At 55.5% G+C, this 20,198-nt stretch carries 19 protein-coding genes; 7 read left to right on the top strand and 12 right to left on the bottom strand.

Features of this window, described 5'->3' with window-relative positions; all coding sequences use genetic code 11:
- The first annotated feature begins 123 nt into the window (after nt 1–123).
- Complete coding sequence (locus tag HZS52_RS14445; RefSeq protein WP_009287094.1) at nt 124–1,197, top strand: PA0069 family radical SAM protein; 1,074 nt, start codon at nt 124–126, stop codon at nt 1,195–1,197.
- Nucleotides 1,198–1,238: 41 nt separating this feature from the next.
- Nucleotides 1,239–1,538, top strand: coding sequence for a winged helix-turn-helix domain-containing protein (locus tag HZS52_RS14440; RefSeq protein ID WP_159176967.1), 300 nt, complete (start codon nt 1,239–1,241; stop codon nt 1,536–1,538).
- Here the strand turns inward: HZS52_RS14440 and HZS52_RS14435 are convergent.
- From HZS52_RS14435 to coxB, 4 genes are read right to left on the bottom strand one after another with little or no spacing between them, the layout of a single operon-like run.
- The gene (locus HZS52_RS14435; protein ID WP_190374922.1) at nt 1,531–3,681 is read right to left on the bottom strand and encodes a heavy metal translocating P-type ATPase; all 2,151 of its coding nucleotides are present in this window, start codon (nt 3,679–3,681) and stop codon (nt 1,531–1,533) included. The two genes, HZS52_RS14440 and HZS52_RS14435, sit on opposite strands and share 8 nt — an antisense overlap.
- Nucleotides 3,682–3,728: 47 nt before the next feature.
- Entirely contained in the window at nt 3,729–4,085 is a 357-nt protein-coding gene (locus HZS52_RS14430) for a hypothetical protein (RefSeq protein WP_051051983.1), read from the bottom strand.
- Nucleotides 4,086–4,089: 4 nt separating this feature from the next.
- Nucleotides 4,090–6,630 carry a cytochrome c oxidase subunit I gene (ctaD, locus tag HZS52_RS14425; RefSeq protein WP_039859206.1) on the bottom strand — a complete coding sequence of 847 codons (2,541 nt, stop codon included), beginning with the start codon at nt 6,628–6,630 and terminating at the stop codon, nt 4,090–4,092.
- Nucleotides 6,627–7,670 (bottom strand): cytochrome c oxidase subunit II, encoded by a 1,044-nt coding sequence (coxB, locus tag HZS52_RS14420; RefSeq protein ID WP_039859207.1) that lies wholly within the window; start codon nt 7,668–7,670, stop codon nt 6,627–6,629. Before coxB ends, ctaD begins: the two co-directional genes overlap by 4 nt.
- 36 nt (nt 7,671–7,706) lie before the next feature.
- Between coxB and HZS52_RS14415 the strand changes: the two genes are divergently transcribed.
- The gene (locus HZS52_RS14415; protein WP_022522999.1) at nt 7,707–8,168 is read left to right on the top strand and encodes a DUF2231 domain-containing protein; all 462 of its coding nucleotides are present in this window, start codon (nt 7,707–7,709) and stop codon (nt 8,166–8,168) included.
- A gap of 25 nt (nt 8,169–8,193) precedes the next feature.
- On the opposite strand, the gene HZS52_RS14410 is transcribed toward HZS52_RS14415, so the two are convergent.
- From HZS52_RS14410 to HZS52_RS14375, 8 genes are all read right to left on the bottom strand, one after another.
- Nucleotides 8,194–8,619, bottom strand: a complete 426-nt coding sequence (locus tag HZS52_RS14410; protein WP_022522998.1) for a CopD family protein — start codon at nt 8,617–8,619, stop codon at nt 8,194–8,196.
- Nucleotides 8,620–8,697: 78 nt separating this feature from the next.
- Nucleotides 8,698–9,558: a DUF2797 domain-containing protein gene (locus tag HZS52_RS14405; RefSeq protein ID WP_051051985.1), complete on the bottom strand. Its 861-nt coding sequence runs from the start codon at nt 9,556–9,558 to the stop codon at nt 8,698–8,700.
- Nucleotides 9,542–9,826, bottom strand: coding sequence for a YeaC family protein (locus HZS52_RS14400; RefSeq protein WP_022522996.1), 285 nt, complete (start codon nt 9,824–9,826; stop codon nt 9,542–9,544). Before HZS52_RS14400 ends, HZS52_RS14405 begins: the two co-directional genes overlap by 17 nt.
- 10 nt (nt 9,827–9,836) lie before the next feature.
- Nucleotides 9,837–10,688, bottom strand: coding sequence for a rhomboid family intramembrane serine protease (locus HZS52_RS14395; protein WP_009287098.1), 852 nt, complete (start codon nt 10,686–10,688; stop codon nt 9,837–9,839).
- A gap of 240 nt (nt 10,689–10,928) precedes the next feature.
- Entirely contained in the window at nt 10,929–11,915 is a 987-nt protein-coding gene (locus HZS52_RS14390) for a metallophosphoesterase (protein ID WP_190373022.1), read from the bottom strand.
- 2 nt (nt 11,916–11,917) lie between these two features.
- Nucleotides 11,918–12,853: an NAD(+) kinase gene (locus HZS52_RS14385; protein ID WP_039859209.1), complete on the bottom strand. Its 936-nt coding sequence runs from the start codon at nt 12,851–12,853 to the stop codon at nt 11,918–11,920.
- Between the two features lie 63 nt (nt 12,854–12,916).
- Entirely contained in the window at nt 12,917–13,786 is an 870-nt protein-coding gene (locus HZS52_RS14380) for a carboxylate/amino acid/amine transporter (RefSeq protein WP_190373021.1), read from the bottom strand.
- 88 nt (nt 13,787–13,874) lie between these two features.
- On the bottom strand, nt 13,875–14,435 hold the full coding sequence (locus HZS52_RS14375; protein ID WP_009287102.1) for a YqaE/Pmp3 family membrane protein: 561 nt from the start codon (nt 14,433–14,435) through the stop codon (nt 13,875–13,877).
- A 241-nt stretch (nt 14,436–14,676) separates the two neighbouring features.
- On the opposite strand from HZS52_RS14375, the gene HZS52_RS14370 reads away from it, so the two are divergent.
- From HZS52_RS14370 to putA, 4 genes are all read left to right on the top strand, one after another.
- On the top strand, nt 14,677–15,084 hold the full coding sequence (locus tag HZS52_RS14370; protein WP_022522993.1) for a CBS domain-containing protein: 408 nt from the start codon (nt 14,677–14,679) through the stop codon (nt 15,082–15,084).
- 269 nt (nt 15,085–15,353) lie between these two features.
- A complete protein-coding gene (locus tag HZS52_RS14365; RefSeq protein ID WP_022522992.1) occupies nt 15,354–15,713 on the top strand; it encodes a hypothetical protein in 360 nt (119 codons plus the stop codon).
- Between the two features lie 60 nt (nt 15,714–15,773).
- Entirely contained in the window at nt 15,774–16,595 is an 822-nt protein-coding gene (locus tag HZS52_RS14360) for an AraC family transcriptional regulator (protein ID WP_039859210.1), read from the top strand.
- Nucleotides 16,596–16,757: 162 nt separating this feature from the next.
- Complete coding sequence (putA, locus tag HZS52_RS14355) at nt 16,758–19,949, top strand: bifunctional proline dehydrogenase/L-glutamate gamma-semialdehyde dehydrogenase PutA (protein WP_190373020.1); 3,192 nt, start codon at nt 16,758–16,760, stop codon at nt 19,947–19,949.
- Nucleotides 19,950–20,198 lie beyond the last annotated feature (249 nt).

Genomic DNA, 20,198 nt, shown 5'->3' with positions numbered 1-20,198 from the left:
AAACCCACGATAGTTCTTTGGGTAGCGCCCTTTTAGCTACTGCAAGTTAATTAATTGACTGGCTATTGATTTCTTGCCACCTTACAACTACTGTATATAAAACCATATCAAAAGAGGTGAACCATGACATCTCTTGGAACACCAAGCTCCTATAAGGGTCGCGGGGCAACGTACGATCCGCACAATCGTTTTGCGCCTACCCGCAGCGAGGAGGAAGATGACGGCTGGTGGCGGGAAGAGGCCTCTACGACTATCGCTACCGAAGTGCGTGAGGAGGTGAGCAAAAGTGCTTTGTCGTGGAATCGCTCACCAGATTTACCTTTTGATCGCTCGCTGAACCCATATCGCGGCTGTGAGCACGGCTGCGTTTACTGCTATGCCCGTCCTTCTCACGCCTACTGGGACTTATCCCCAGGGCTGGATTTTGAAACCAAGCTGATTGCCCGCAGCGGCTTGGTAGAGCGGTTATCCGAAGAGCTGTGCCACCCTAATTACGTGTGTCGCCCGATCAACCTTTCCGGCAACACCGACTGTTATCAACCGTTAGAAGCTACCTACAAAACCACTCGCCGCCTGCTGGAGCTGCTACTGGAGTGTCGCCATCCGGTAACGCTGGTGACTAAAAGCACCTTAGTGCTGCGCGATTTGGAACTCCTGGCGGAGATGGCCGAACACCGGCTGGTGCGCGTGTTTGTCAGTTTGACCAGCCTGGATGCCAACTTGAAACGCACATTAGAACCACGGGCGGCATCACCTCAGGCGCGCTTGCGGGCCATTCGTGAACTGAATACCGCAGGTGTTCCAGTTGGTGCGCTCATTTCGCCGGTTATTCCGGGGCTAACCGATCATGAAATCGAAAAGCTCTTGGAAGCCGCCAGCCGTGCAGGGGCGAGAACCGCCGCCTGGATGCTGCTACGTTTACCCTATGAAGTGGCACCGCTGTTTGAAGCGTGGTTAGAAGCGCACTACCCTGAGCGCGCCGCAAAAGTGATGAGCCTAATGCGTCAGTGCCGTGGCGGTAAAGCGTACGATGCCAAGTTTGGTAAGCGCTTTCGCGGTGAAGGGGTATTTGCCGATTTAATTGCACAACGCTTTGCCCGCGCCAGCCGTCAGTGGAACATGCAGGATCGCACCGAGCAGGGCTTGAACACCCGGGATTTTCGCCCACCACGAGCGCAGCAGGATTTATTCATTTAAGCTAAGCAGCACGCGCATAAATCAGCTGCAAAGGAAGCCGAATGCCTGCTCTAAGCAAAACCAAATCGAGTTTTTACCGCCGCTTATACGTCGCCCATTTGATCGAACAAGGTGTCGCCAGTGTGCCGACGTTGATCGAGGCCACCGGTATGCCCCGGCGCACCGCACAGGATACGATTGCATCTCTTGCCGAGCTGGATATCGAGTGCGTATTTACGAAAGATGAGGGCGAGCGTCACAACATCGGCCGCTACCAGATACGTGATTGGGGGGCGATAGATCCACGTTGGGTGGCCACACACGCTGAGCGGCTAAAACAGGCGCTTGGCTATGCTAGTTAGTGTCATTTTCATCCGGTTCTGCCCAGGCCAGTCGTGCAGCGTTGAGGGTAACCGTCAGCGAACTTGCCGCCATGGCGAGTACCGCTACTAGCGGGGGGATCGCCATCAGCACCACCAGCCCGAGTGCCAAGGTATTGTAGAGCGCTGAAAAGAACAGATTCTGAACCATGATGCGTCGCGTACGTTTAGCAATACTGAGCAGTTTCACGACACCACCTATCCCCGGCGTCATTAGCTGCGCGGAAGCGCCCTCCCGGGCAGCTTCGCTGGCACTCAGTGGTGCGATGCCAACATCGGCCGCAGCCAAACTCAAGGTATCGTTTAAGCCATCCCCCACATAGAGCGTTGGCGATGGCAACCCTTGCAAAAGCCGCGCTTTGGCTTCAGGCGAGCGCTGGGCATAGCAAGCTTCACGGGCAAGCCCTATCTGCTCACCTAACCAACTAACTGCCCCCTGCCTATCGCCACTGATCATTGCCACCACACACCCTTCATGCAGCAGGTATTTCATGCTTTTTTCAGCGTCTTCCACCGGCTGATCAGCAAGGTAGAGCGTGGCTAACCAGCCTGTACCATCAGACACCATCACTTGAGAAGCAAAGGCCAGCGTTGTGTCTTCCTCTTGGTCTGGCAGCACAACCTGCTGGTTGGTTAGCCAACTAGCGCTACCGACTATCAGCCACTCACCGCTGTTAAGTTGCACGCGGCGGCCTTCCCCTGGGGTGTCGTTAACCTGCAGACATTTCTCAGGGTGATGATTGTCTTGACGGTTCGACCAGCGCGCTAAAGCTTGTGCCAAGGGATGTTCGCTGCCAGCAACAGCGGCACTGAGCTTGCGCTGCAAAGTGTGCTTATCAATGCCCTCCCTGGCCTGCCAGTACAGCACCGAGTGGCTACCAGTGGTTAAGGTACCGGTTTTATCCAGCGCTACCGAGCGAATGTGTGCCAGGATTTCGAGCGCTGCCGGGTCGCGTAGCGCAACACCCTGCTGCATGGCCTGGCCGCTACCAGCAAGACTTGCCAGCGGCACCGCAAGCCCCACGGCGCAAGGGCAAGCAACCACTAACACCGAAAGTGCGCGCACAAAGGCTTCCTCCCAGCCCAGCCCAAATAGCAACGCAACAGGCAGCGTTAACATCGCTAGCACTAGGGCTAGCGGGCTTAGCCAAGCAGCAAAACGGTCAGCAAGCTTCTGTAATTCGCCTTTTTTAGCCTGATAGCGGCGCATTTCGTCACAAAGCTGATCCAGTCGTCGCTTGCCTACGCCTGCGCTCACCTGCATTACCAGCGGCGTTGTCCCCAGGTAGCGGCAGCCCGCATAGACCTTCTGTCCGGCATAAAAGTGGCGCGGCAGGCTTTCGCCGGTAAGCGAAGCAGTATCGATCCAACCTGAGTCTTCCAGGATCCCATCAAGGGCTATCAACTCACCGGGCGCTAGCTCGACGCGCGTTCCCTTCATCACTTCATCCACAGGAACCGATCCCCAGCGCTCGTTCTGCCAAACGGTTATGTCATCATTTGGAAGCGCCAGAGCATCAAGCGCTTTTAGCCCACGGTGACGGCACAGCGTTTCTACCAGCCGACCAACCAGTAAAAGTACAATCAGCATCACCGCCGTGTCGAAATAGACCTCTGCAGAACCGCGCCATAGTAGCCAAACAGAGACCATCACCGCGCCGATAACACCCAGGCTAACCAAAACATCCATACCGGGGCGCTTGGCGAGCAGCGTTCGCCACCCGGCCCGGTAAAACGGCACGCCTGCGAACAGCACGACAGGTAAGGAGAATGCCCCCGATACCCACGCCACCACCAGTTCAATCCGCTCCGAAGGCAATGCACCCGCATATATCAATAGTGAAGCGAGCATCGTCCACATGCCGAACAGCGAACCGACCATTAACCTCAGCGTCAGGTAGCGGCTCTCCTCTTCTAAACGTCCATGGGCATCTGCCACCGGCTCAAGTTCCGTAAGCCGATAGCCCAAACGTTTAACCTTTGGGGCGAGCGTTGGGAGCTGGACAGCGGCGGGTGTACCGCTGATGCAGAGGGCTGCACTTGGGTAGTGGACGCTAACCTCATGCACGCCTTCGAGCCGCTTTAGAGAGCCCTCCACGGCCAGGGCACAGCTGGTGCACCACATACCGTGGAGGGTATAGAGCTGCTCTTCCTCTTTGTTAAGCGCATCGCTTACAGGCAAGGCGGAATACCAATAATCGGCATTGCAGCAAACACAACGCTTAAGGTAGAGAAAAGATACAGCCCGGCGGAAACAGTGGCATTAAAGCGCAGCCGCCCTTCATGGCGCCTAGCCATGCGGCAACAACCCACTGTTAGCACCGCCAGTAACGCAATCGCCGCGATACTAACCACCAGCAGCATAGCGTTTACCAGGGTGAATACGCCCTGCTCGGGAGCAGGCGGCGCAACTGAGCAGGCTATTGCGTGCCCGCCGTAAACGGCTACGAACCAGATACACCATAGCGTTAAGCCAATGACGAAATGTAAGGGATGGGTAAGATGTAACCGCTGCATCGTGATGGACATTAGCTTAGCTCCCTATCACACGCGGCAACACGGCAAGCGCGCCCACGAGTATCCAGAACGTCACCAGGTTATAGCGCCACCACTGGGCAACCACGGCAGGCTCGAAAGGCGCATGGGCACCCACATAGCCATAACCTACCCGCAGCCCCTGAAGCAGGGTCAGCACCGCGCCTAAACCGCCGTGTAGCAGCGCATAGGCCAGCCCGACCATAATGATCGCATCATGGGAGGTTTCGGTCACCGCCAAGTCTGCACTCAACAGCACCCAAAGCGTTATCGCAACCTGAACAAAGCCTAGGGCACTGATGCAATACATGCCCACAGCCAGCCCCGCATCCTTACCCTGGCGCAAACCGCGCACCAGTTTTTCGAGAATTCCCACGCCAGCAGTTAGCGCCACCCCGGCAAGGATCAGCCCCACCAAGGAGAGCGGTGAGGTCTCAGGCATCCGCCACTCAGGGGACACCGTCCATAGATAGAACCAGCCAAACAGGTAAGAGAGAAAGAACGAACCATTGGCCAGCAGCGTGATCGACATGGCCCATAAGCCTGGACCATCCATGGTGCGCGAGTGCAGCGGTGGATCACCGGGGGCTACCTCTGCATCTGGCGCCGCTTTTGGATGCGCACCATTCTCCCAAGACCAGCGCAGTAGAAATAGTCCGGCCACGACAACGGCTATACCCGCCAGCGGATATAGCCGCGTCAGCAGGCTTAAACACACCACGGCCAATGCCATTGCGGCGAACAGCGGCCACCAGGAGTTACCCGGCAGGTGAATGATTTCACGCACTTTGCCCGTTAATGGGTCGGTGCCCCACATCTCCCGCCGGCCATGGGTAGCCACCGCCAAGCTATGTTGCCCTTCTGCCATGGTGCGCGGTAGATCCGGGTCATCCCATAGTGGGTGGCGCGTATCGATCTTTGGCAGGCTGACAAAGTTATAGGCGCTGGGTGGCATACTGTTGGCCCACTCCAGGGTATCCGCGTTCCAGGGATTATGCTTAGCGGGTTTGCCAAAACGGAAGTGCAGCGCAAAATCCAGCAGCACCATGGCAATCCCCGCCGACATAATAAAGCTACTCATGGATGACAGCAGGTTGAAAATATCCCAGCCCATGCCCGTTTCATAAGAGTAGACCCGCCGCGGCATCCCCAAAAGGCCAGTCCAGTGCATGATCAAGAAAGTGCCATTAAAGCCCAAAAAGGTGAGCCAAAAGCCCCATTTGCCCAGGGTTTCAGAAGGCATTCGCCCTGAAAACAGCGGCAGCCAGTAGTAGAGTCCGGCAATCAGCGGGAAGAACATGCCCCCCACCAACACATAGTGCATATGCGCCACCACAAAGTGGGTATCGTGCACCTGCCAGTTAAAGGGCACCAGCGCCAGCATTACTCCAGTCAAACCTCCACACACGAAGATAATCAGGAAGCCCATGATCCATAGCATTGGAAGCTTCATTTTGGGCTTACCCAGCCATAGCGTAGCCAGCCAGACAAACACCTGAATCGCGGTAGGTACCGCCACCAGCATACTGGCCGCGGAGAAGAATGCTTGAGCCAGTTGCGGAATCCCCACGGTAAACATGTGGTGAACCCATAGTCCGAAACTGATAAAGCCTGTCACGGTAATGGCGAAGACCACCCAGCCGTAACCAACGATCGGACGGCCAGCAAACACTGGTATCAGCGTGGAGACAATGCCCGCCGCAGGCAGGAAAATGATGTAAACCTCGGGATGGCCGAACAGCCAAAATAGGTGCTGCCATAGAATCGGATCACCGCCACCGGTCACTTCAAAAAAGGGCATCCCCACTGCGCGCTCAAGCTCCAGTAGAATACTGCCCAGAATCAGCGGCGGGAAACCGACCACGATCATCAGCGCCATGGCAAGGATATACCAGGCAAACAGCGGCATTTTGTGCAGCGCCATGCCCTGAGTGCGTGTACGCAGTATCGAGACCACCAATTCGACCCCGGCAGACAGCGCGGAGATCTCAACGAAGGTGATCCCTAACAGCCAGAAATCTGAGCCCAAACCCGGTGAATACTCGCTGCCACTAAGCGGGGTATACATAAACCAGCCGCTATTAGGCGCCATCTCCAGAATCAAACTAAACGATAGGATGATACCGCCAAACAGATAGCACCAGTAACCCAGGGATGTTAGCCGTGGGCAGACCAGATCTCGGGCGCCGATCATCTTGGGAATCATATAAATCGCCAACCCTTCCAGCATGGGGATGGCGAACAGAAACATCATCACCGTGCCATGCATGGTGGTGACTTGGCTATAGATATCCGGCGACATAAAGTCTTGATCAGGGAGTGCCAGCTGGGTTCGCACCAGCATGGCTAACAGCCCGCCGAGCAAGAAGAACGCCATCCCGGTCACCATAAAGCGCAGGCCGAGAGTGGTGTGATTCACAATGGTGAGGGCTTTTAAGCCACGCGGATTGCCCCAGATATCGTGCAAGTCACTGTGCAACTGGTTGGGGCCTGCGATGTTATCGCCTTCTGGGGTCGCTTCACGGTTAATGGTGGTCATGGGGTTAGCGTCTCCAGCCAAGCCCCCAGGGACGCCAAGGTGGCCGTCTCAATATCATCGTGGGGCGGCATTTTGTTGCCCGGTTTTAAGCGTTGGTGGTGCTTAAGCCAGTGGGTAACTGCGCCCTCCTTCATGGCTATTATCCCTGCCCCTAGGCTAGTCCGACTGCCAAGATCAGAAAGATCCGGCCCCTCCTCCCCAGAGGATAGTCCCGCTACCCGGTGGCAGCTCGCGCAATGGGTCATAAATGCCTCCCTGGCAGGCTCATGCTGCTGATCGTTTGCAGCTAGCGACGATAATGCTTTCGTTTGACGGGCGGCCAGCCAAGCGTCGTACTCGTCACGCCCGACGGCTTCCACATAGAGTTGCATCTGGGCATGTTGGGCGCCGCAGAACTCTGCGCACTGAGCACCAAATACCGCCGGTTCGTCCGCTTCCAAGCGTATTTTGTTCACTCGCCCTGGGATCATATCGATCTTGCCGCCCAGGCGAGGCACCCAGAAAGCGTGAATAACGTCCGCACCCGTAACGTGAAAATCGACTGGCTCACCAGCGGGCATGATGAGCTGATTTGAAGTCACCACCTCTCCCCCTTCTGCGCCGGGGTAGCGCACTTCCCACCACCACTGGTGGCCAATCACTTCAATTACCTCCGGCGGTTCTGCCAGGGGCAACGGTAAAAGCCGCTGGCCGGTGGGCACACCAAAGGCCAGTAGTGCTGTAATGCTGGCCACCGGCAGCACAATGCCACCGCCAATAATCCAGCGACGCGCTATTTTTCGCTCCTCGGCAGGCGTACGTACGACCTCCTTGCGCTTGAAGGTATACAGCCAAAAAGCAGTCACCAGCACCAATACCACAGTGCCAAAACTCAGCATTACCCACCAAATCATCGCCACGTCTCGCGCGGCTTGGCCTGCCGGGTCTAGAATAGACTTATCCCCCGCGCAACCGGCTAATAGCAGGCTGGCTAGCAGCGCTAGCGGTGTGCCAAGTGAGTTGACCCGCTGCTTGGTTAAGCGTTGAATAATCAGCCTCATCCCTTGAATTCCTTTTTCTGCCCACAGGAAGTGATCATGGCAAAGCCTCGCCAGCGCTCGATTAAAAGCCACGCATCTCTCGCCGGCCATCCGCTTCATCCCGTGATGATTCACTTTCCCGTCGCGGCCCTGATGGCGCTGGTGGCAAGCGATATCGGTTTCCTGCTTAGCGGCGACCCATTCTGGTTGCGCGCCAGCTTGTGGCTGGCCGGTGTCGGCGCATTTGGCGGTTGGATTGCCAGCACGGCAGGCATTATTGACCTGGTCACTGTGCCGCGCATTCGCCGCCTGATTACCGGCTGGAGCCACGCTATCGTCGCGGTGGTGATGCTCTCGTTGGCGTCGCTGAACTGGCTGCTGCGCTTCAACGACCCGAGTGCGATTTTGCCTTGGGGGCTGGCCGTATCGCTGCTCACCGCCGCGTTGATCGCTTTGGCAGGCTGGTTGGGTGGGCAGTTGGTGTATGAGCACGCCGTGGGGGTCGACGTTGAGGATTAAAACTAAGCTGTTAAAAGACACGGCGTTAGCTCCAATCCAGTGGCTTAGCTAACACAAGCCCCAGCACACCTATAATGCCCGCTAACGCAACACATAGCGCCGTCCAGTTGGCGGGTTTTACCCAGCGGTAGTGGCCCATCTCAAGGCGCAAGATTAACCAGCCAAAGCTGCCATGAGCGGCGACCATGGCCACTACGGCACCCAGCTTTAAGATCAGCCAGCCGCCCAACACACCATGGATGAGAAATAGCAGCGTGCCCGAGGCAATAGCCACTAAAGCGGCCGGGGTAGCGACTGAGTTATAAAAAAACCGCGGCATGGGCGGTGTGCCCTGAGCGAAGCCCGCGTCTTTGCGAAGCTGCAGTGCCTGGCTAAGCAAGGCGGGCAGATAAAGCAGTGAGCCGCACCAGATCACTAGCGCGGCAATGTGAAGCAGTTTAAGCCAAGGCATCGGGGCTTCCTTGCGTTGCGTAAGGCGGGGGCAGATCACCCCTAACCTTAGTCAAAGCCCCCCTTTATGGCTAGCCGTTCAACTTACCTGGATCTCATAACCAGTGAATTTGCGGAGATTAATGACCCCACTATCAAGGATCAAATACTGCCCTTTGACGCCTTGCAGCACGCCTTCGACCAGCGGCTGTTTATCAAAGTTATGCGACACCACTTTTTTGGGAAAAACGCTGACGGGGTAGTGAAAATGTTGCGCTGGCTGTTCCAACAAGCGAATGGCGTCCGCACCATGGGTTTCGCGCAGTTGGTGCAACCCATCGGCTAGCAGGGTTAGCAAACGGTCACGCTCGGCACTTAAATCCATGGTTTCGACGTCGCCCTTGAGCATCGCACGCCAATTGGTGCGGTCGGCCACCTGCTCTTTAAACAGCATTTCGACAAAACCGGACTGCTGACGAGTATCCACTTCAAGAATCGGCAGCGCCTGGATCGCGCCTTGATCCAGCCAGCGGGTAGGCATTTGGGTTTTGCGAGTGATGCCGACTTTAAGCCCCGACGAGTTAGCCAAATAGACGATATGGGGCTGGAAGCAGTGCCGCTCGCCCCACTCCGGCTCACGGCAAGTGCCTTGGAAAAAGTGGCAGGTTTCCGGCTTCATAATGCAGGTATCGCACTGGGCTAGCCGCTTGAAGCAGGGGTAACAGTGGCCTTGGGCAAAGCTCTTCTTGGTTGCTCGCCCGCAGTGGGTACAGGCAATTGCTCCCGTCCAACGCAGGCTGAGCGGTTCACCGATACGCTCGTTAAGCGCAACACGGTGCTCACCCGCGCGCAAGTGGTAAACCACCGGTTGCTCTTGGTGGCCAGGTAGCGCTGCCGCCATTTTGCTTAAACAGCCCTGTACTGAAAAGCCCGGTACTGCCGCTTCAATCACGCGTGGCATCCCGTGCCAAACCCGCCATTTCAGGCGTTACGCCAGCACCGCTAGCCGCTGCACCGCAGGTACGCTGCTCTAAATACCCTACGCGACTCTCTTCCGGCACATTGTTCTCCACCTCAAAGCGCATGACGGCTTCCAAGCAGAGTTCGGTCTGTTCCGGCGTTAAGCGGCGACCGTCGGGCCATTTGCGCAGCGATACCGCCTGTTTAAGGCTTTCGTAAATCGCTGGGGTCATCTGGTTGATCATTTTTTCGAACGTCATTTCGCTCATTGCAGGCCTCTTAACGGTTTTTCAAACGGCGGGATGAATAATACCAGCCTGTGACAAGCCCCACGAGTAGACCGCCCAAATGTGCTTCATTAGCGACATTGCCAAAACCAACGCTGCCCGCCATATCAGTCATGGTGAACACCATCCAGCCGAGCATAAAGACCACCAGCATTTGCGGTACAAAGAAGCCGCTTTGGGGCACCCTGCGTGACATCAACCAAACGTGAGCCAGTAAGGCATATACCACCCCGGACATGCCACCGAATAGCACGGTGCCGGTCGCGTACTGCGCCACATTCGCGCCAACGCCCGCCACAATCAGCAGCAGTAACATGGTACGGCTGCCTTGGAGTGCTTCAATCTGACGTCCGAAGTACCACACCCACATCAGGTTAAATATTAAATGCATCCAGCCAAAGTGCAGAAAAGCAGGCGATAAAAAGCGCCATACTTGTCCTGACGTAAGCGTTTGAGACAGATTACCGAAGACCAGCTCACCCCCTGAAATACCTATCGGCACGATGGTTAGAGTGACAATCAACTGGTCACCAAAAACACCAATCAGGGCAAATACCACCAGACTAATGACAATCATCAGCGCCGTTACCGGCACTTGCTTTAGCGATGCCAAGAAGTTGGTCATGGTGCGCGGGCGCTGAGCAGCCTGATGAAGCACCAGGGGTTCGCCCCGCTGCCAGCGCTCTAGCAGTGCTTTAAGTTCGCCAAGCTGGCGTGGGTCGGCTATCCATAGCAGTTGGCCGTCCGCTTCATCGGTAATGCGGTGACCAATGCGGTGGCGCCAGAGTGCTTGGCGAAGTTCACTGGTATCCGCGTGATCGGGCAGAAGCATCACTGGATGCATGACATCCCTCTAATCAAAGCGCTTGCGGCATGCTGACCGCAGCGGGTAGCTATTGAAGACAACTACTGAATGAACCACACGGTTGCCAACAAACAGGCAAAAAAAACCGGCGGTGGGAACCGCCGGAGAATAAAAGCAAGGGATCATTCAAGGGAACACTTACTCAGATGGCCAGCGGCAGGGTTAGTTCAGCCGTTTTGAAAAAAATATGTAATTTTATGTAATAAAATGAAACAACTGTTAATCAAAGTCGATTTCCCAGGGTTTGGGCAGCGCCCTTTCCTCTTTTGGTACCTTAATCCACACAAAATGGTCGGCATTTAATACTCTCTCACCACTCCAGCGATAAGCCACTAAACGCCCATATTTCACGGCACTGTAATCTAGGCAGGCAATATTATGTGTCGGCAGTGCCGGTATGCCTTCACACCAGTAGTGGCCGATAAACAACGGCGGCTGCTCTGGCCCGTAGTAGCTAAGTTTCTGGCGCTCTTCGTGGGTCAATGCGCGCGTTTCAAGGTCGCCGGGCAAGTTATCCGGTTGAAAGACGACATCACCCCACTGCTGAGGTGCCTGGGCCCAAAAGTGGGCGCGAAAGCTTTGTCTTGTAAAGCCATCGCCAGAGTGTATCGCAATACCTTTGGGTAGTGAGACATGAGGGCCCCGGGTGAGGCGGTCTAAAATTCGAAACGCCTGGGTTTGGGAGTTGGTGGACTCAATCAGAAACTGTGTGTCCATGCAGTAATCAGGGCGGCGCTGTTTCAGCTCTTCAATCAGCGCCTCATCCCAGCAGGCATGCACCACGCGGATACCATCGATTTCCAAGCACAAAGGGATGGTTTTAAACCACGCCAGGGTGTCTTCCCACTCGTTGGTGTAGTCGCGATACTGCTCTAGGGTGTCCTGAATAATACGATTATGCCGCGGCGTATGTTCGCGCAACCAGCGTTTGTGGCTACCTGCAGGCCCAGGATGGGTATACGCCAGGGCGTTATACTCGTGATTACCCATGACGATATACGCTTCGCCCTGCTCGACCATTCGCCGGGCAATGGTCACTGCCAGGCGAATTCTCGGGCCACGATCAATCAAATCACCGAGGAAAATCACTTTGCGACGCGGGTGGCGATAGACGCCGTTGCGCTGGTGGTAACCCAATTTTTCCAGTAGTGAGGCCAGCGTAGCACCGCAGCCGTGGACATCGCCAATGAGGTCGTATCCCTCCATACTCAATCCCCCAACCGATGGCTCCAGCCTAATTTGCTGCGCAGCACTTCGTAAAAATTATGCCCGATGGGGTGCACCAGCTGGATACGCTCAGGCTTGCGGGTAATCACCAGCACATCGTTGGGCTTGGCTACCGCTCGAGTTTGTCCATCGCAGCTGATATGCGGGTAGGACTGGTTGGTTTCGCCAATGTGAATACGTATTTCACTAGCGGCATCGATCACAATGGGGCGACTCGACAGCGTATGCGGGAACATCGGCACCAGCGTCACAACATCCAGTTTGGGGTGCATGATCGGCCCGCCGCCAGAGAGCGCATAGGCCGTAGAACCGGTGGGAGTGGCAACGATCAAGCCATCGCTGCGCTGGCTATACACAAACTGACCATCGATAAACAGCTCAAACTCTATCATGCGCACCGCTTTACCGGGGTGCAGCACGACTTCGTTCAAGGCATCGCCATTACCTACGGCAACGCCATTACGGTAGAGCACAGTATCGAGCAAAAAACGCTGTTCAACCTCAAACTCCCCCGCCAGCACTTCACTGACGCGGGTTTCCAACTCATCTGGGGAGATATCGGTAAGAAACCCCAAGCGGCCCCGATTAACGCCTAAAATCAGCGTACCGCTGCGGCATAGCGCACGCGCCGCGCCCAATAGACTGCCATCGCCCCCTACCACAATCACCAAGTCACACAGCTCGCCCAGCATGCGGCGGCTGGCTTCCGGCTGACCATGGTGCGGTATGACAGTAGCGGTGCGATCTTCCACTAATACCGAGTAGTCATGGGCGACTAGGTAGGTTACCAACCGCTGAAGGGAGTCGACCACTTTGTCACTCCCCAGCCGACCAATCAGCCCAATAGTTTTAAAGGTTCTGCTTGATTGATCGCTGGAGGGCGCTGACTTAGCGTCTGCTGATAAGGTGTTGCTCATGGGCCGACTCTCGCTAACATAAGTCGCCATTATGGGGACACCTCAGCTATCGGGCAAATAGGCTTAGCTAACGGCTACCCGACGACGCTGGCACCACCAGTGATTGAGCCATAGGGAGGCGGCCATGATAAGTGCCCCCAACAGCAAACGCGGAATATCCGCATCGCGGTTCCAAATCACTAGATTGACGATTAGCCCCGCCGGCACCAGCGCATTATTCATAATCGCTAAAGTGCCTGCATCTACTTTGGTGGCGCCCTGGTTCCAGGCAAAATAGCCCACGCCAGAAGCCACTAGGCCCAACCATGCGAGCACGCCCCACTGTAGTGACGTGGTAGGCAGTGCTGCGCTGTTACCAAAGAGTAAATAAGCAGGCAGGGCCACGACCATCGCGCCAATAAAGAACCAACCAAACACGTTGTGCCACGCCAGGGTAGGTGGCAAATCAGCGGCTAAACGGCGATAGCCTACCTGACCAAGCGCGAAACAGAGGTTGGCCCCCTGCACAACTAAAAAGCCTGCCCAGAAACCGCTATCAACGCCGTCATAGCGAATCACCCCCGCCCCAACGACGGCGAGCAGTGCAGTCACGATATAAATCGGCGTAAAACGCCCAAACAGCAGATCATCCAGTAGCGCGATATAAATAGGCGTGAAGATAGTAAACAGCAGCACTTCAGGTACCGACAGCAGCAGAAAGGATTGATAGAAGAAGGTGTACATTACTCCCAGCTGTATAGCACCTAAGCCCATAAGCGCCAGCCGGTGCTTACCCCGCAGAAGGCTGGGTCTTAAAAAAGGCAGGAAGACCAGGGTAGCAAGCGTTACCCGCAAAAGTACTGCAAAGTAGCTGTCGACCTGGCCCGCCAAGTAGACGCCTATCAGCGAAAATGAGAACGCCCATAGCGCCGTGACGCCTATCAAATAACCCATCGTAAACCCCGACTTGTAAATTAGTTTACCGGGATTATACGCACCTAGATCAGGCTGCCAAGTAGTTAACGTCTGCAAGGGTCTTTAGTTAACGCTGCTGCAACCACCAAAAAGCATACACGACACCGGGCAGCCAGCCCGCTAGGGTTAGCAACACAGCTACCCCTACTCGCTTACGACCACCATCAGTTAGCCCTACCGCCAGCGGCGGCAATAGTAACGCAAGAGCATAGTAGGCGAATTTTAACGCTCCAGGCTCTGGGACAGTTTGTTCCGCTTGCTCTAAGGGCGTCGCTTTAGGCGGCGTGGCTTTGGCAGACGCGGCTTCGGCAGGCGCTGGATCAACGTTAGGCGTCGGAGTGAAGTGCTCCACTGAGCTGGAGGCTGGTTCAGCCGCGGCCTTAGCTGCCCGCTCCTGGGCAAGTCGGTGGGCTTCTTTATCAATTTTTTGCTCTAGGGTTTCAGCCCCTTCTGCCAGGTCATCGTGATAACGCTCCCAATCCTCCCAGTCGTGAGGCGTCCCCGATTTTGGCCGCTGGTGACCGGAACCCCGCGCACGCTCCCAGGCCTTCTCTTCCAAGGTATTTGGCCGGTCAGGGTCGCGGTCGAGCCCTACCCCTTTGCGGTTTAAGTACTCACGTGCATCCATGAGTAGCTCCTTATTTCGTTAACTTGCAGGTCATTTGAGCAGTTAGAAAATTAACAGCTTAGAAAATTCAGTACTTATAGCGTTGAAAAAACACGGCTTGCAGTTAGAACACAGCGGCTTAAATCGCCTACAGTGAAAGTGTTGAAGCTACTTTAGCACTTAGCGACGACTTATCAGTTCGCATAATTTGCGATACCCGATTTGCCATAGCGCTGAATACGATGAGCGAGGAGCGCCCACCATGAATAGAGCAACCCCTAGCATCGTCCGCGATATCATGTCCCGTGATTGCTACCGCGTTTCACCCAACGCCTCGATAACAACCTTGGCCAAGGGGCTGGCACTGCATCGCCTGCCTGGCGCACCGGTTGTGGATGAGAGTGATCGTTTAATCGGCTTTATTTCGGAGCAGGATGTCATGGGACGTGTGCTGGACAGCATTTATCATGACGATGAAGCGCCCCTGGTGAAAGAGATGATGCGCCACGAAGTGCTCAGCGTCTCTCCCAATAAAAGCATTACCGACCTAGCCCAGGAGATGCTAGGCCCTAAACCCAAAGTCTACCCAGTAGTGGAACAGCAGCGTCTAATAGGAATTGTGACACGACGTGATATCCTGGTAGCGCTGCTGGCTATACGTCGCCACTAGCAGAGTGCTTAACGGTTTCAAATCAGGTGTCGAAGAACAGTTGAGCTTTAGACAAAAAAAAGCCGCTACTCAAGAAGTAGCGGAAGCAAGGGATCAAAACAAAGAGCCAGGACAACAACTTTAGCGACTGCTATCGCGATGCTGCCTGTACATACTCAGACACGCTATGAAGTAAAAGTTCGCAAAAAAGTAAAATTTTCGACCCTAGCGGCGCCAAGCGTATAATAACGTAGCTATTTATTAACGGACGACGCCCAGGAGCAGAGCGAATGGCGCTGTATTTATTAGTGTTTGGAGTCTGCTTACTCGTGATTGGTGCGGTAATGCTGGTGCTGATGACGTCAAGCACCCCACGTTACCGTACTGAGCCTAAAGATTTACTGGCGCTGTTTGATAAAGCGCTCAGCAGCCAAGTGAGCGAAACCGAGTGGAACGCGATAATCGGTTACCCTATTCGGCACAACGAGTACTTGGACGGCATCAGACGCCGTGCCGCACACCTGATGGAACAGCACGGCCGCCGCTGGATGGTTGCCCAGGGCAAGCCGTTGCTCAATCAAGAGGGACAGGCAGAGCTTCAGGCCCTTCGCGACCATTTATCCGCCCACACTGCCCTTCGCCAGCAGTAGCTGTTGTGTTTTGAAGGCGTATTGCGGTTCAGGAGACCTAATGCAATTCAGGAGAACTGCATGCCCAGTACCATTCGACAAATACCTCTAGCTAGCGCTACACATCACCACACACATGATTTTCATCAGATTGTGATTACGCTATGCGGCTCTTCAGAATTTGAAATTGAAGGCTTGGGTGGGCGAGTAAATGCATTCTCGGGCTGTATCGTGCCCGCTAACCACGAGCACTACTACTCAGGTTACGGCCATAACCGGCAGTTAATTTTCGATCTTCCCGAAGACGCCCCTGCGCTAACCGGTGAGAACCGCGAACTGGTAGCACTATTCGATGCCCCACGCTTTTTTGGCCTGGATAACGCACTACGCCACTACCTAGCGTTTATGCAGAGCGAACTTGCTCAAGGGTTGGATACATCGACAAACTCCTTTCAGCAAGACCGTTTAGCCGCCACGCTTTTGGGTTCACTAAAAGCGCGCCTAGGTACTACCGCCAACAGTACGCAGCAGCGCTTGGATTTGACGCGTATTAACCGCTTTATTCGTCAACATCTCGCCGAAGACCTGCGCGTCGCCGATTTAGCGCGGCTAGCTTGTCTAAGCGAAGCGCATTTTTCCGACTGCTTCCGCGCTCAAACGGGGCTTTCGCCCTGGCAGTACGTCAAGCGCCAACGTCTACATGCGGCCCGTCAACTGATCCTGCAAAGCCGCTTGCCCCTCACCGATATTGCGATTCAAACCGGCTTTGCCAACCAAAGCGCGCTCTCTCATGCATTTCGCCGCAGTTACGGATTATCGCCGCGGAAATTACGCCAGACAGATGTACCACCGATCTCGATTAACCCATCAAACGCTGCTTTAGGGTCAGTAGCAGGCCAGTAAAAACTCTACTAAAGTCGTATAAAGGCTACTCTTGCCGCGGAATTGACACGTTTTGCCCTGAAATCAACATACACCAAAGGTAGCTGCACTCTACATTCGCTTATTTGCTTGGGCGAAATGCCCTGTTACCCATTTGTTCTGTTCAGACTTTCGGGGGCTTCAATGCTCAATGCCAACCACATGCGTGACCCTGCCATCTGGCAAACCGATCTCGACACCCTCATGGCGCGCGTTAGCGACCACTACCTAGTGGACGAAAATAGTTACGTCAGTGAACTGATCGAGGTGCTGAATGCCAACCGCGAAGATTTCGCCCGCATTGAAGCCAATACCGCTGCGCTGGTTGAGGACGTCCGTAAGATGGACACGGCTGTCGATACCATCGACGAACTGTTACAGCAGTACAGCCTGGATACCCATGAAGGCCTGATGCTGATGTGCCTTGCGGAAGCTATGCTGCGCATCCCCGATAAAGCCACCGCCGACGCCTTGATCGAGGACAAACTCGGCCCCGCCGATTGGCAGTCTCACCTAGGTAAGAGCGAATCCTGGATGGTCAATGCCTCTACCTGGGGCTTATTGATGACTGGACGTGTGCTGAAAATGGATCACCCCAAAGAGGGTCAGCCCGCCAGCTTTATTAATCGCATGGTCAATCGCATGGGCGAGCCGGTTATTCGCCGCGCCATGTACGAAGCGATGAAGATCATGGGCAAGCAGTTTGTGCTGGGCCGCGATATCAATGAAGCCCTCAAGCGCTCCAAGCCACTGTTCAATAAAGGCTACACCTACTCTTACGATATGCTGGGTGAAGCTGCGCGCACCCAGGACGACGCGCAGCGCTATTTTGACGACTACGCACGCGCGATCGAACAAGTGGGAAAAACCTGCAAAACCTTAAGCGATAAGACCCCGGCGCCGTCGGTCTCCATCAAGCTCTCTGCGCTCCACCCCCGTTATGAGTTTGGCCGCCGCGAGCAGGTGCTAGCCGAGCTGGTCGACACCATTATCAAGCTAGTGAGCAAGGCGCGCGAGCTGGATGTGGCCGTTACGATTGACGCTGAAGAGGTTGATCGCCTTGAGATTTCCCTAGAGGTCTTCCGCGCGGTTTACGAAAGCGCAGCCGCCAAAGGCTGGGGGCACTTTGGCTTGGTCGTCCAGGCTTACTCCAAGCGCGCCCTGCCGGTGCTGCACTACATCAATCGTTTGGCCGACCAGCAGGGGGATGAGATTCCGCTACGCTTGGTCAAAGGCGCCTATTGGGATACTGAAATCAAAGAGTCCCAGCAGCTCGGGGTTGACGGCTACCCAGTGTTTACCCGTAAAGCGGGCACCGATGTTGCCTACCTCGCCTGTGCACAGTTCCTGCTTTCTAACGATACCCGTGGGCGTATTTTCCCTCAGTTCGCGACCCACAACGCTCACACGGTGACGACGATCCTGGAGTTCGCCAACCGCGACAGCCGTCCATTCGAATTTCAACGCCTACACGGCATGGGTGAAGCCCTTTATGACGCCGCGCTTGAGCGCGCACCGAAAGGCACCTACTGCCGCATTTATGCCCCGGTGGGAGCACATAAAGACCTGCTGCCCTACCTGGTTCGTCGCCTGCTTGAGAACGGTGCCAACTCATCGTTTGTTCACCAGTTGGTCGACCCGGATGTACCGGTCAAGTCACTGTGTCAGCACCCGATTGAGACCCTGCGCCAGCAGAAAAACCTGGCCAATGCGAACATTCCACTGCCCAAGGATATTTACGGCCCTAAACGACGCAACTCTCGCGGGGTCAACCTGAACATTCGCAGCCACTACTACCCGCTGATGGAGAAGATGGCCGCGTTTATGGGCAAGCAGTACCCGGCCAAGCCGCTGCTGGCCTTTGAAGTCGCAGACGACACAGCTAATACCCATAGCGTCACCAGCCCTTATGACCGCCGCAAAACTGTGGGCAGCGTGCAGTGGACCAGCAAAGAGCAGGCAACCCAGGCCCTGGATGCTGCCTGGGCCGCCTTCCCCCGCTGGGATGCTACGCCCGTGGCTGAACGTGCCGCTATCGTGCGTCGCTTGGGCGATTTGATGGAAGAGCATATGGCGGAACTAATGGCACTCTGCTCCCGGGAAGGTGGCAAGCTACTTACCGATGGCGTCGATGAGATCAGAGAAGCCGTCGACTTCTGCCGCTTCTATGCCATGCGCGCAGAAGAGGACTTTGGCGAAGCGATTGTGCTGCCCGGCCCCACCGGCGAATCCAACCGCTTGATGATGGGCGGCAAAGGCGTATTCGCGGCGATTAGCCCCTGGAACTTTCCAGTGGCAATTTTCTGTGGCCAGGTAGTGGCCGCGGCAGTGGCGGGTAACACCGTACTGGCCAAACCGGCGGAGCAGACCTCCATTATTGCCCACCGGGTCATAGAGCTGCTCTACGAAGCCGGTATGCCCCGGGATGTGGTTCAGCTACTGCCCGGCGATGGCCCGACGGTAGGCAGCGTGTTGACCTCCGACTCGCGGATTACCGGCGTGGTCTTTACGGGTGGCACTGACACCGCACAAATTATCAACCGCGCCCTGGCGGCAAGGGAGAACGCCCCGCTGCCCACGTTAATCGCCGAAACCGGCGGCATGAACGCCATGATTGTCGACTCCACTGCCCTGCCCGAGCAGGTCGTGGTGGATGTGGTTCAGTCAGCCTTCCAGAGCGCCGGCCAGCGCTGTTCGGCACTGCGCGTACTGTATCTGCAAGACGATGTTGCCGACCGAGTGATCGAGATTCTCAAAGGCGCCATGAACGAGCTACACATTGGCGACCCCCGCGAACTGGGAACCGATGTTGGTCCTGTCATCGACGAAGACGCCCGCAAAGGCCTGCTGGAGCATATCGAAAAACTTAAGGCTGAAAATCGCCTTGTCGCTGAAACGCCAATGGCCGCTGAGCATACCCAGGAGGGTACTTTCGTGGCCCCCGTCGCTTTCATTATCGACAGCATCGATGCGCTGACCCGCGAGCAGTTCGGGCCAATCCTGCATATCGTGCGCTACAAATCTAGCCAGCTTGATAAGGTCATCAACGACATCAACGGTCGCAACTACGGCCTGACGTTTGGCGTGCACAGCCGCAACGAATCGTTTGCCGCTGAAGTCGCCCAGAAAATGCGCGTGGGTAACGTGTACATCAACCGTAATATCATCGGTGCAGTGGTGGGCGTGCAGCCGTTTGGTGGTCAAGGCCTTTCAGGCACTGGCCCAAAAGCCGGTGGCCCTCACTATCTGCAGCGCTTTGTCACCGAGAAAACGATTACGAATAACACCGCCGCCTTAGGCGGGAATGCGTCGCTGTTGGCGCTAGGCGATGAGTGAGCTACTCATCAACATCACTAACCTGAACTCCTGAACAGGAAACTATCTCATGGTCGAAAATAATATAGGGATCGTTACATACAAAGGCACCACAGACCTTTCTGTCTTCATCTATAGCGGGCTCACCAGGGCCAATAACATGGATATGAAAAGGGGCTAACAACAACAAGACTGCGCCACTACCGTACTCTTCTCGGTATGCGCACTAACCTGTCGGAGCTAGCTCCGTCCTGAATAATTGGAGAAGTT

Source organism: Vreelandella titanicae, from assembly GCF_014697095.1.
Classification (GTDB): domain Bacteria; phylum Pseudomonadota; class Gammaproteobacteria; order Pseudomonadales; family Halomonadaceae; genus Vreelandella; species Vreelandella titanicae.
The sequence above is the reverse complement of the archived record's forward strand: the minus strand, read 5'-3'. Positions and strand labels throughout refer to the sequence as shown.

What these genes read in the sequence shown, in the direction of transcription:
- HZS52_RS14380 (WP_190373021.1), bottom strand. Translation starts at nt 13,786, where the DNA reads ATGGGTTATTTGATAGGCGTCACGGCGCTATGGGCGTTCTCATTTTCG.
- HZS52_RS14445 (WP_009287094.1), top strand. Translation starts at nt 124, where the DNA reads ATGACATCTCTTGGAACACCAAGCTCCTATAAGGGTCGCGGGGCAACG.
- ctaD (WP_039859206.1), bottom strand. Translation starts at nt 6,630, where the DNA reads ATGACCACCATTAACCGTGAAGCGACCCCAGAAGGCGATAACATCGCA.
- HZS52_RS14370 (WP_022522993.1), top strand. Translation starts at nt 14,677, where the DNA reads ATGAATAGAGCAACCCCTAGCATCGTCCGCGATATCATGTCCCGTGAT.
- putA (WP_190373020.1), top strand. Translation starts at nt 16,758, where the DNA reads ATGCTCAATGCCAACCACATGCGTGACCCTGCCATCTGGCAAACCGAT.
- HZS52_RS14410 (WP_022522998.1), bottom strand. Translation starts at nt 8,619, where the DNA reads ATGCCTTGGCTTAAACTGCTTCACATTGCCGCGCTAGTGATCTGGTGC.
- HZS52_RS14415 (WP_022522999.1), top strand. Translation starts at nt 7,707, where the DNA reads ATGGCAAAGCCTCGCCAGCGCTCGATTAAAAGCCACGCATCTCTCGCC.
- HZS52_RS14360 (WP_039859210.1), top strand. Translation starts at nt 15,774, where the DNA reads ATGCCCAGTACCATTCGACAAATACCTCTAGCTAGCGCTACACATCAC.
- HZS52_RS14430 (WP_051051983.1), bottom strand. Translation starts at nt 4,085, where the DNA reads ATGTCCATCACGATGCAGCGGTTACATCTTACCCATCCCTTACATTTC.
- HZS52_RS14390 (WP_190373022.1), bottom strand. Translation starts at nt 11,915, where the DNA reads ATGGAGGGATACGACCTCATTGGCGATGTCCACGGCTGCGGTGCTACG.
- HZS52_RS14375 (WP_009287102.1), bottom strand. Translation starts at nt 14,435, where the DNA reads ATGGATGCACGTGAGTACTTAAACCGCAAAGGGGTAGGGCTCGACCGC.
- HZS52_RS14405 (WP_051051985.1), bottom strand. Translation starts at nt 9,558, where the DNA reads ATGCCACGCGTGATTGAAGCGGCAGTACCGGGCTTTTCAGTACAGGGC.
- HZS52_RS14385 (WP_039859209.1), bottom strand. Translation starts at nt 12,853, where the DNA reads ATGAGCAACACCTTATCAGCAGACGCTAAGTCAGCGCCCTCCAGCGAT.
- HZS52_RS14365 (WP_022522992.1), top strand. Translation starts at nt 15,354, where the DNA reads ATGGCGCTGTATTTATTAGTGTTTGGAGTCTGCTTACTCGTGATTGGT.
- HZS52_RS14435 (WP_190374922.1), bottom strand. Translation starts at nt 3,681, where the DNA reads ATGTGGTGCACCAGCTGTGCCCTGGCCGTGGAGGGCTCTCTAAAGCGG.
- HZS52_RS14395 (WP_009287098.1), bottom strand. Translation starts at nt 10,688, where the DNA reads ATGCATCCAGTGATGCTTCTGCCCGATCACGCGGATACCAGTGAACTT.
- HZS52_RS14440 (WP_159176967.1), top strand. Translation starts at nt 1,239, where the DNA reads ATGCCTGCTCTAAGCAAAACCAAATCGAGTTTTTACCGCCGCTTATAC.
- coxB (WP_039859207.1), bottom strand. Translation starts at nt 7,670, where the DNA reads ATGAGGCTGATTATTCAACGCTTAACCAAGCAGCGGGTCAACTCACTT.
- HZS52_RS14400 (WP_022522996.1), bottom strand. Translation starts at nt 9,826, where the DNA reads ATGAGCGAAATGACGTTCGAAAAAATGATCAACCAGATGACCCCAGCG.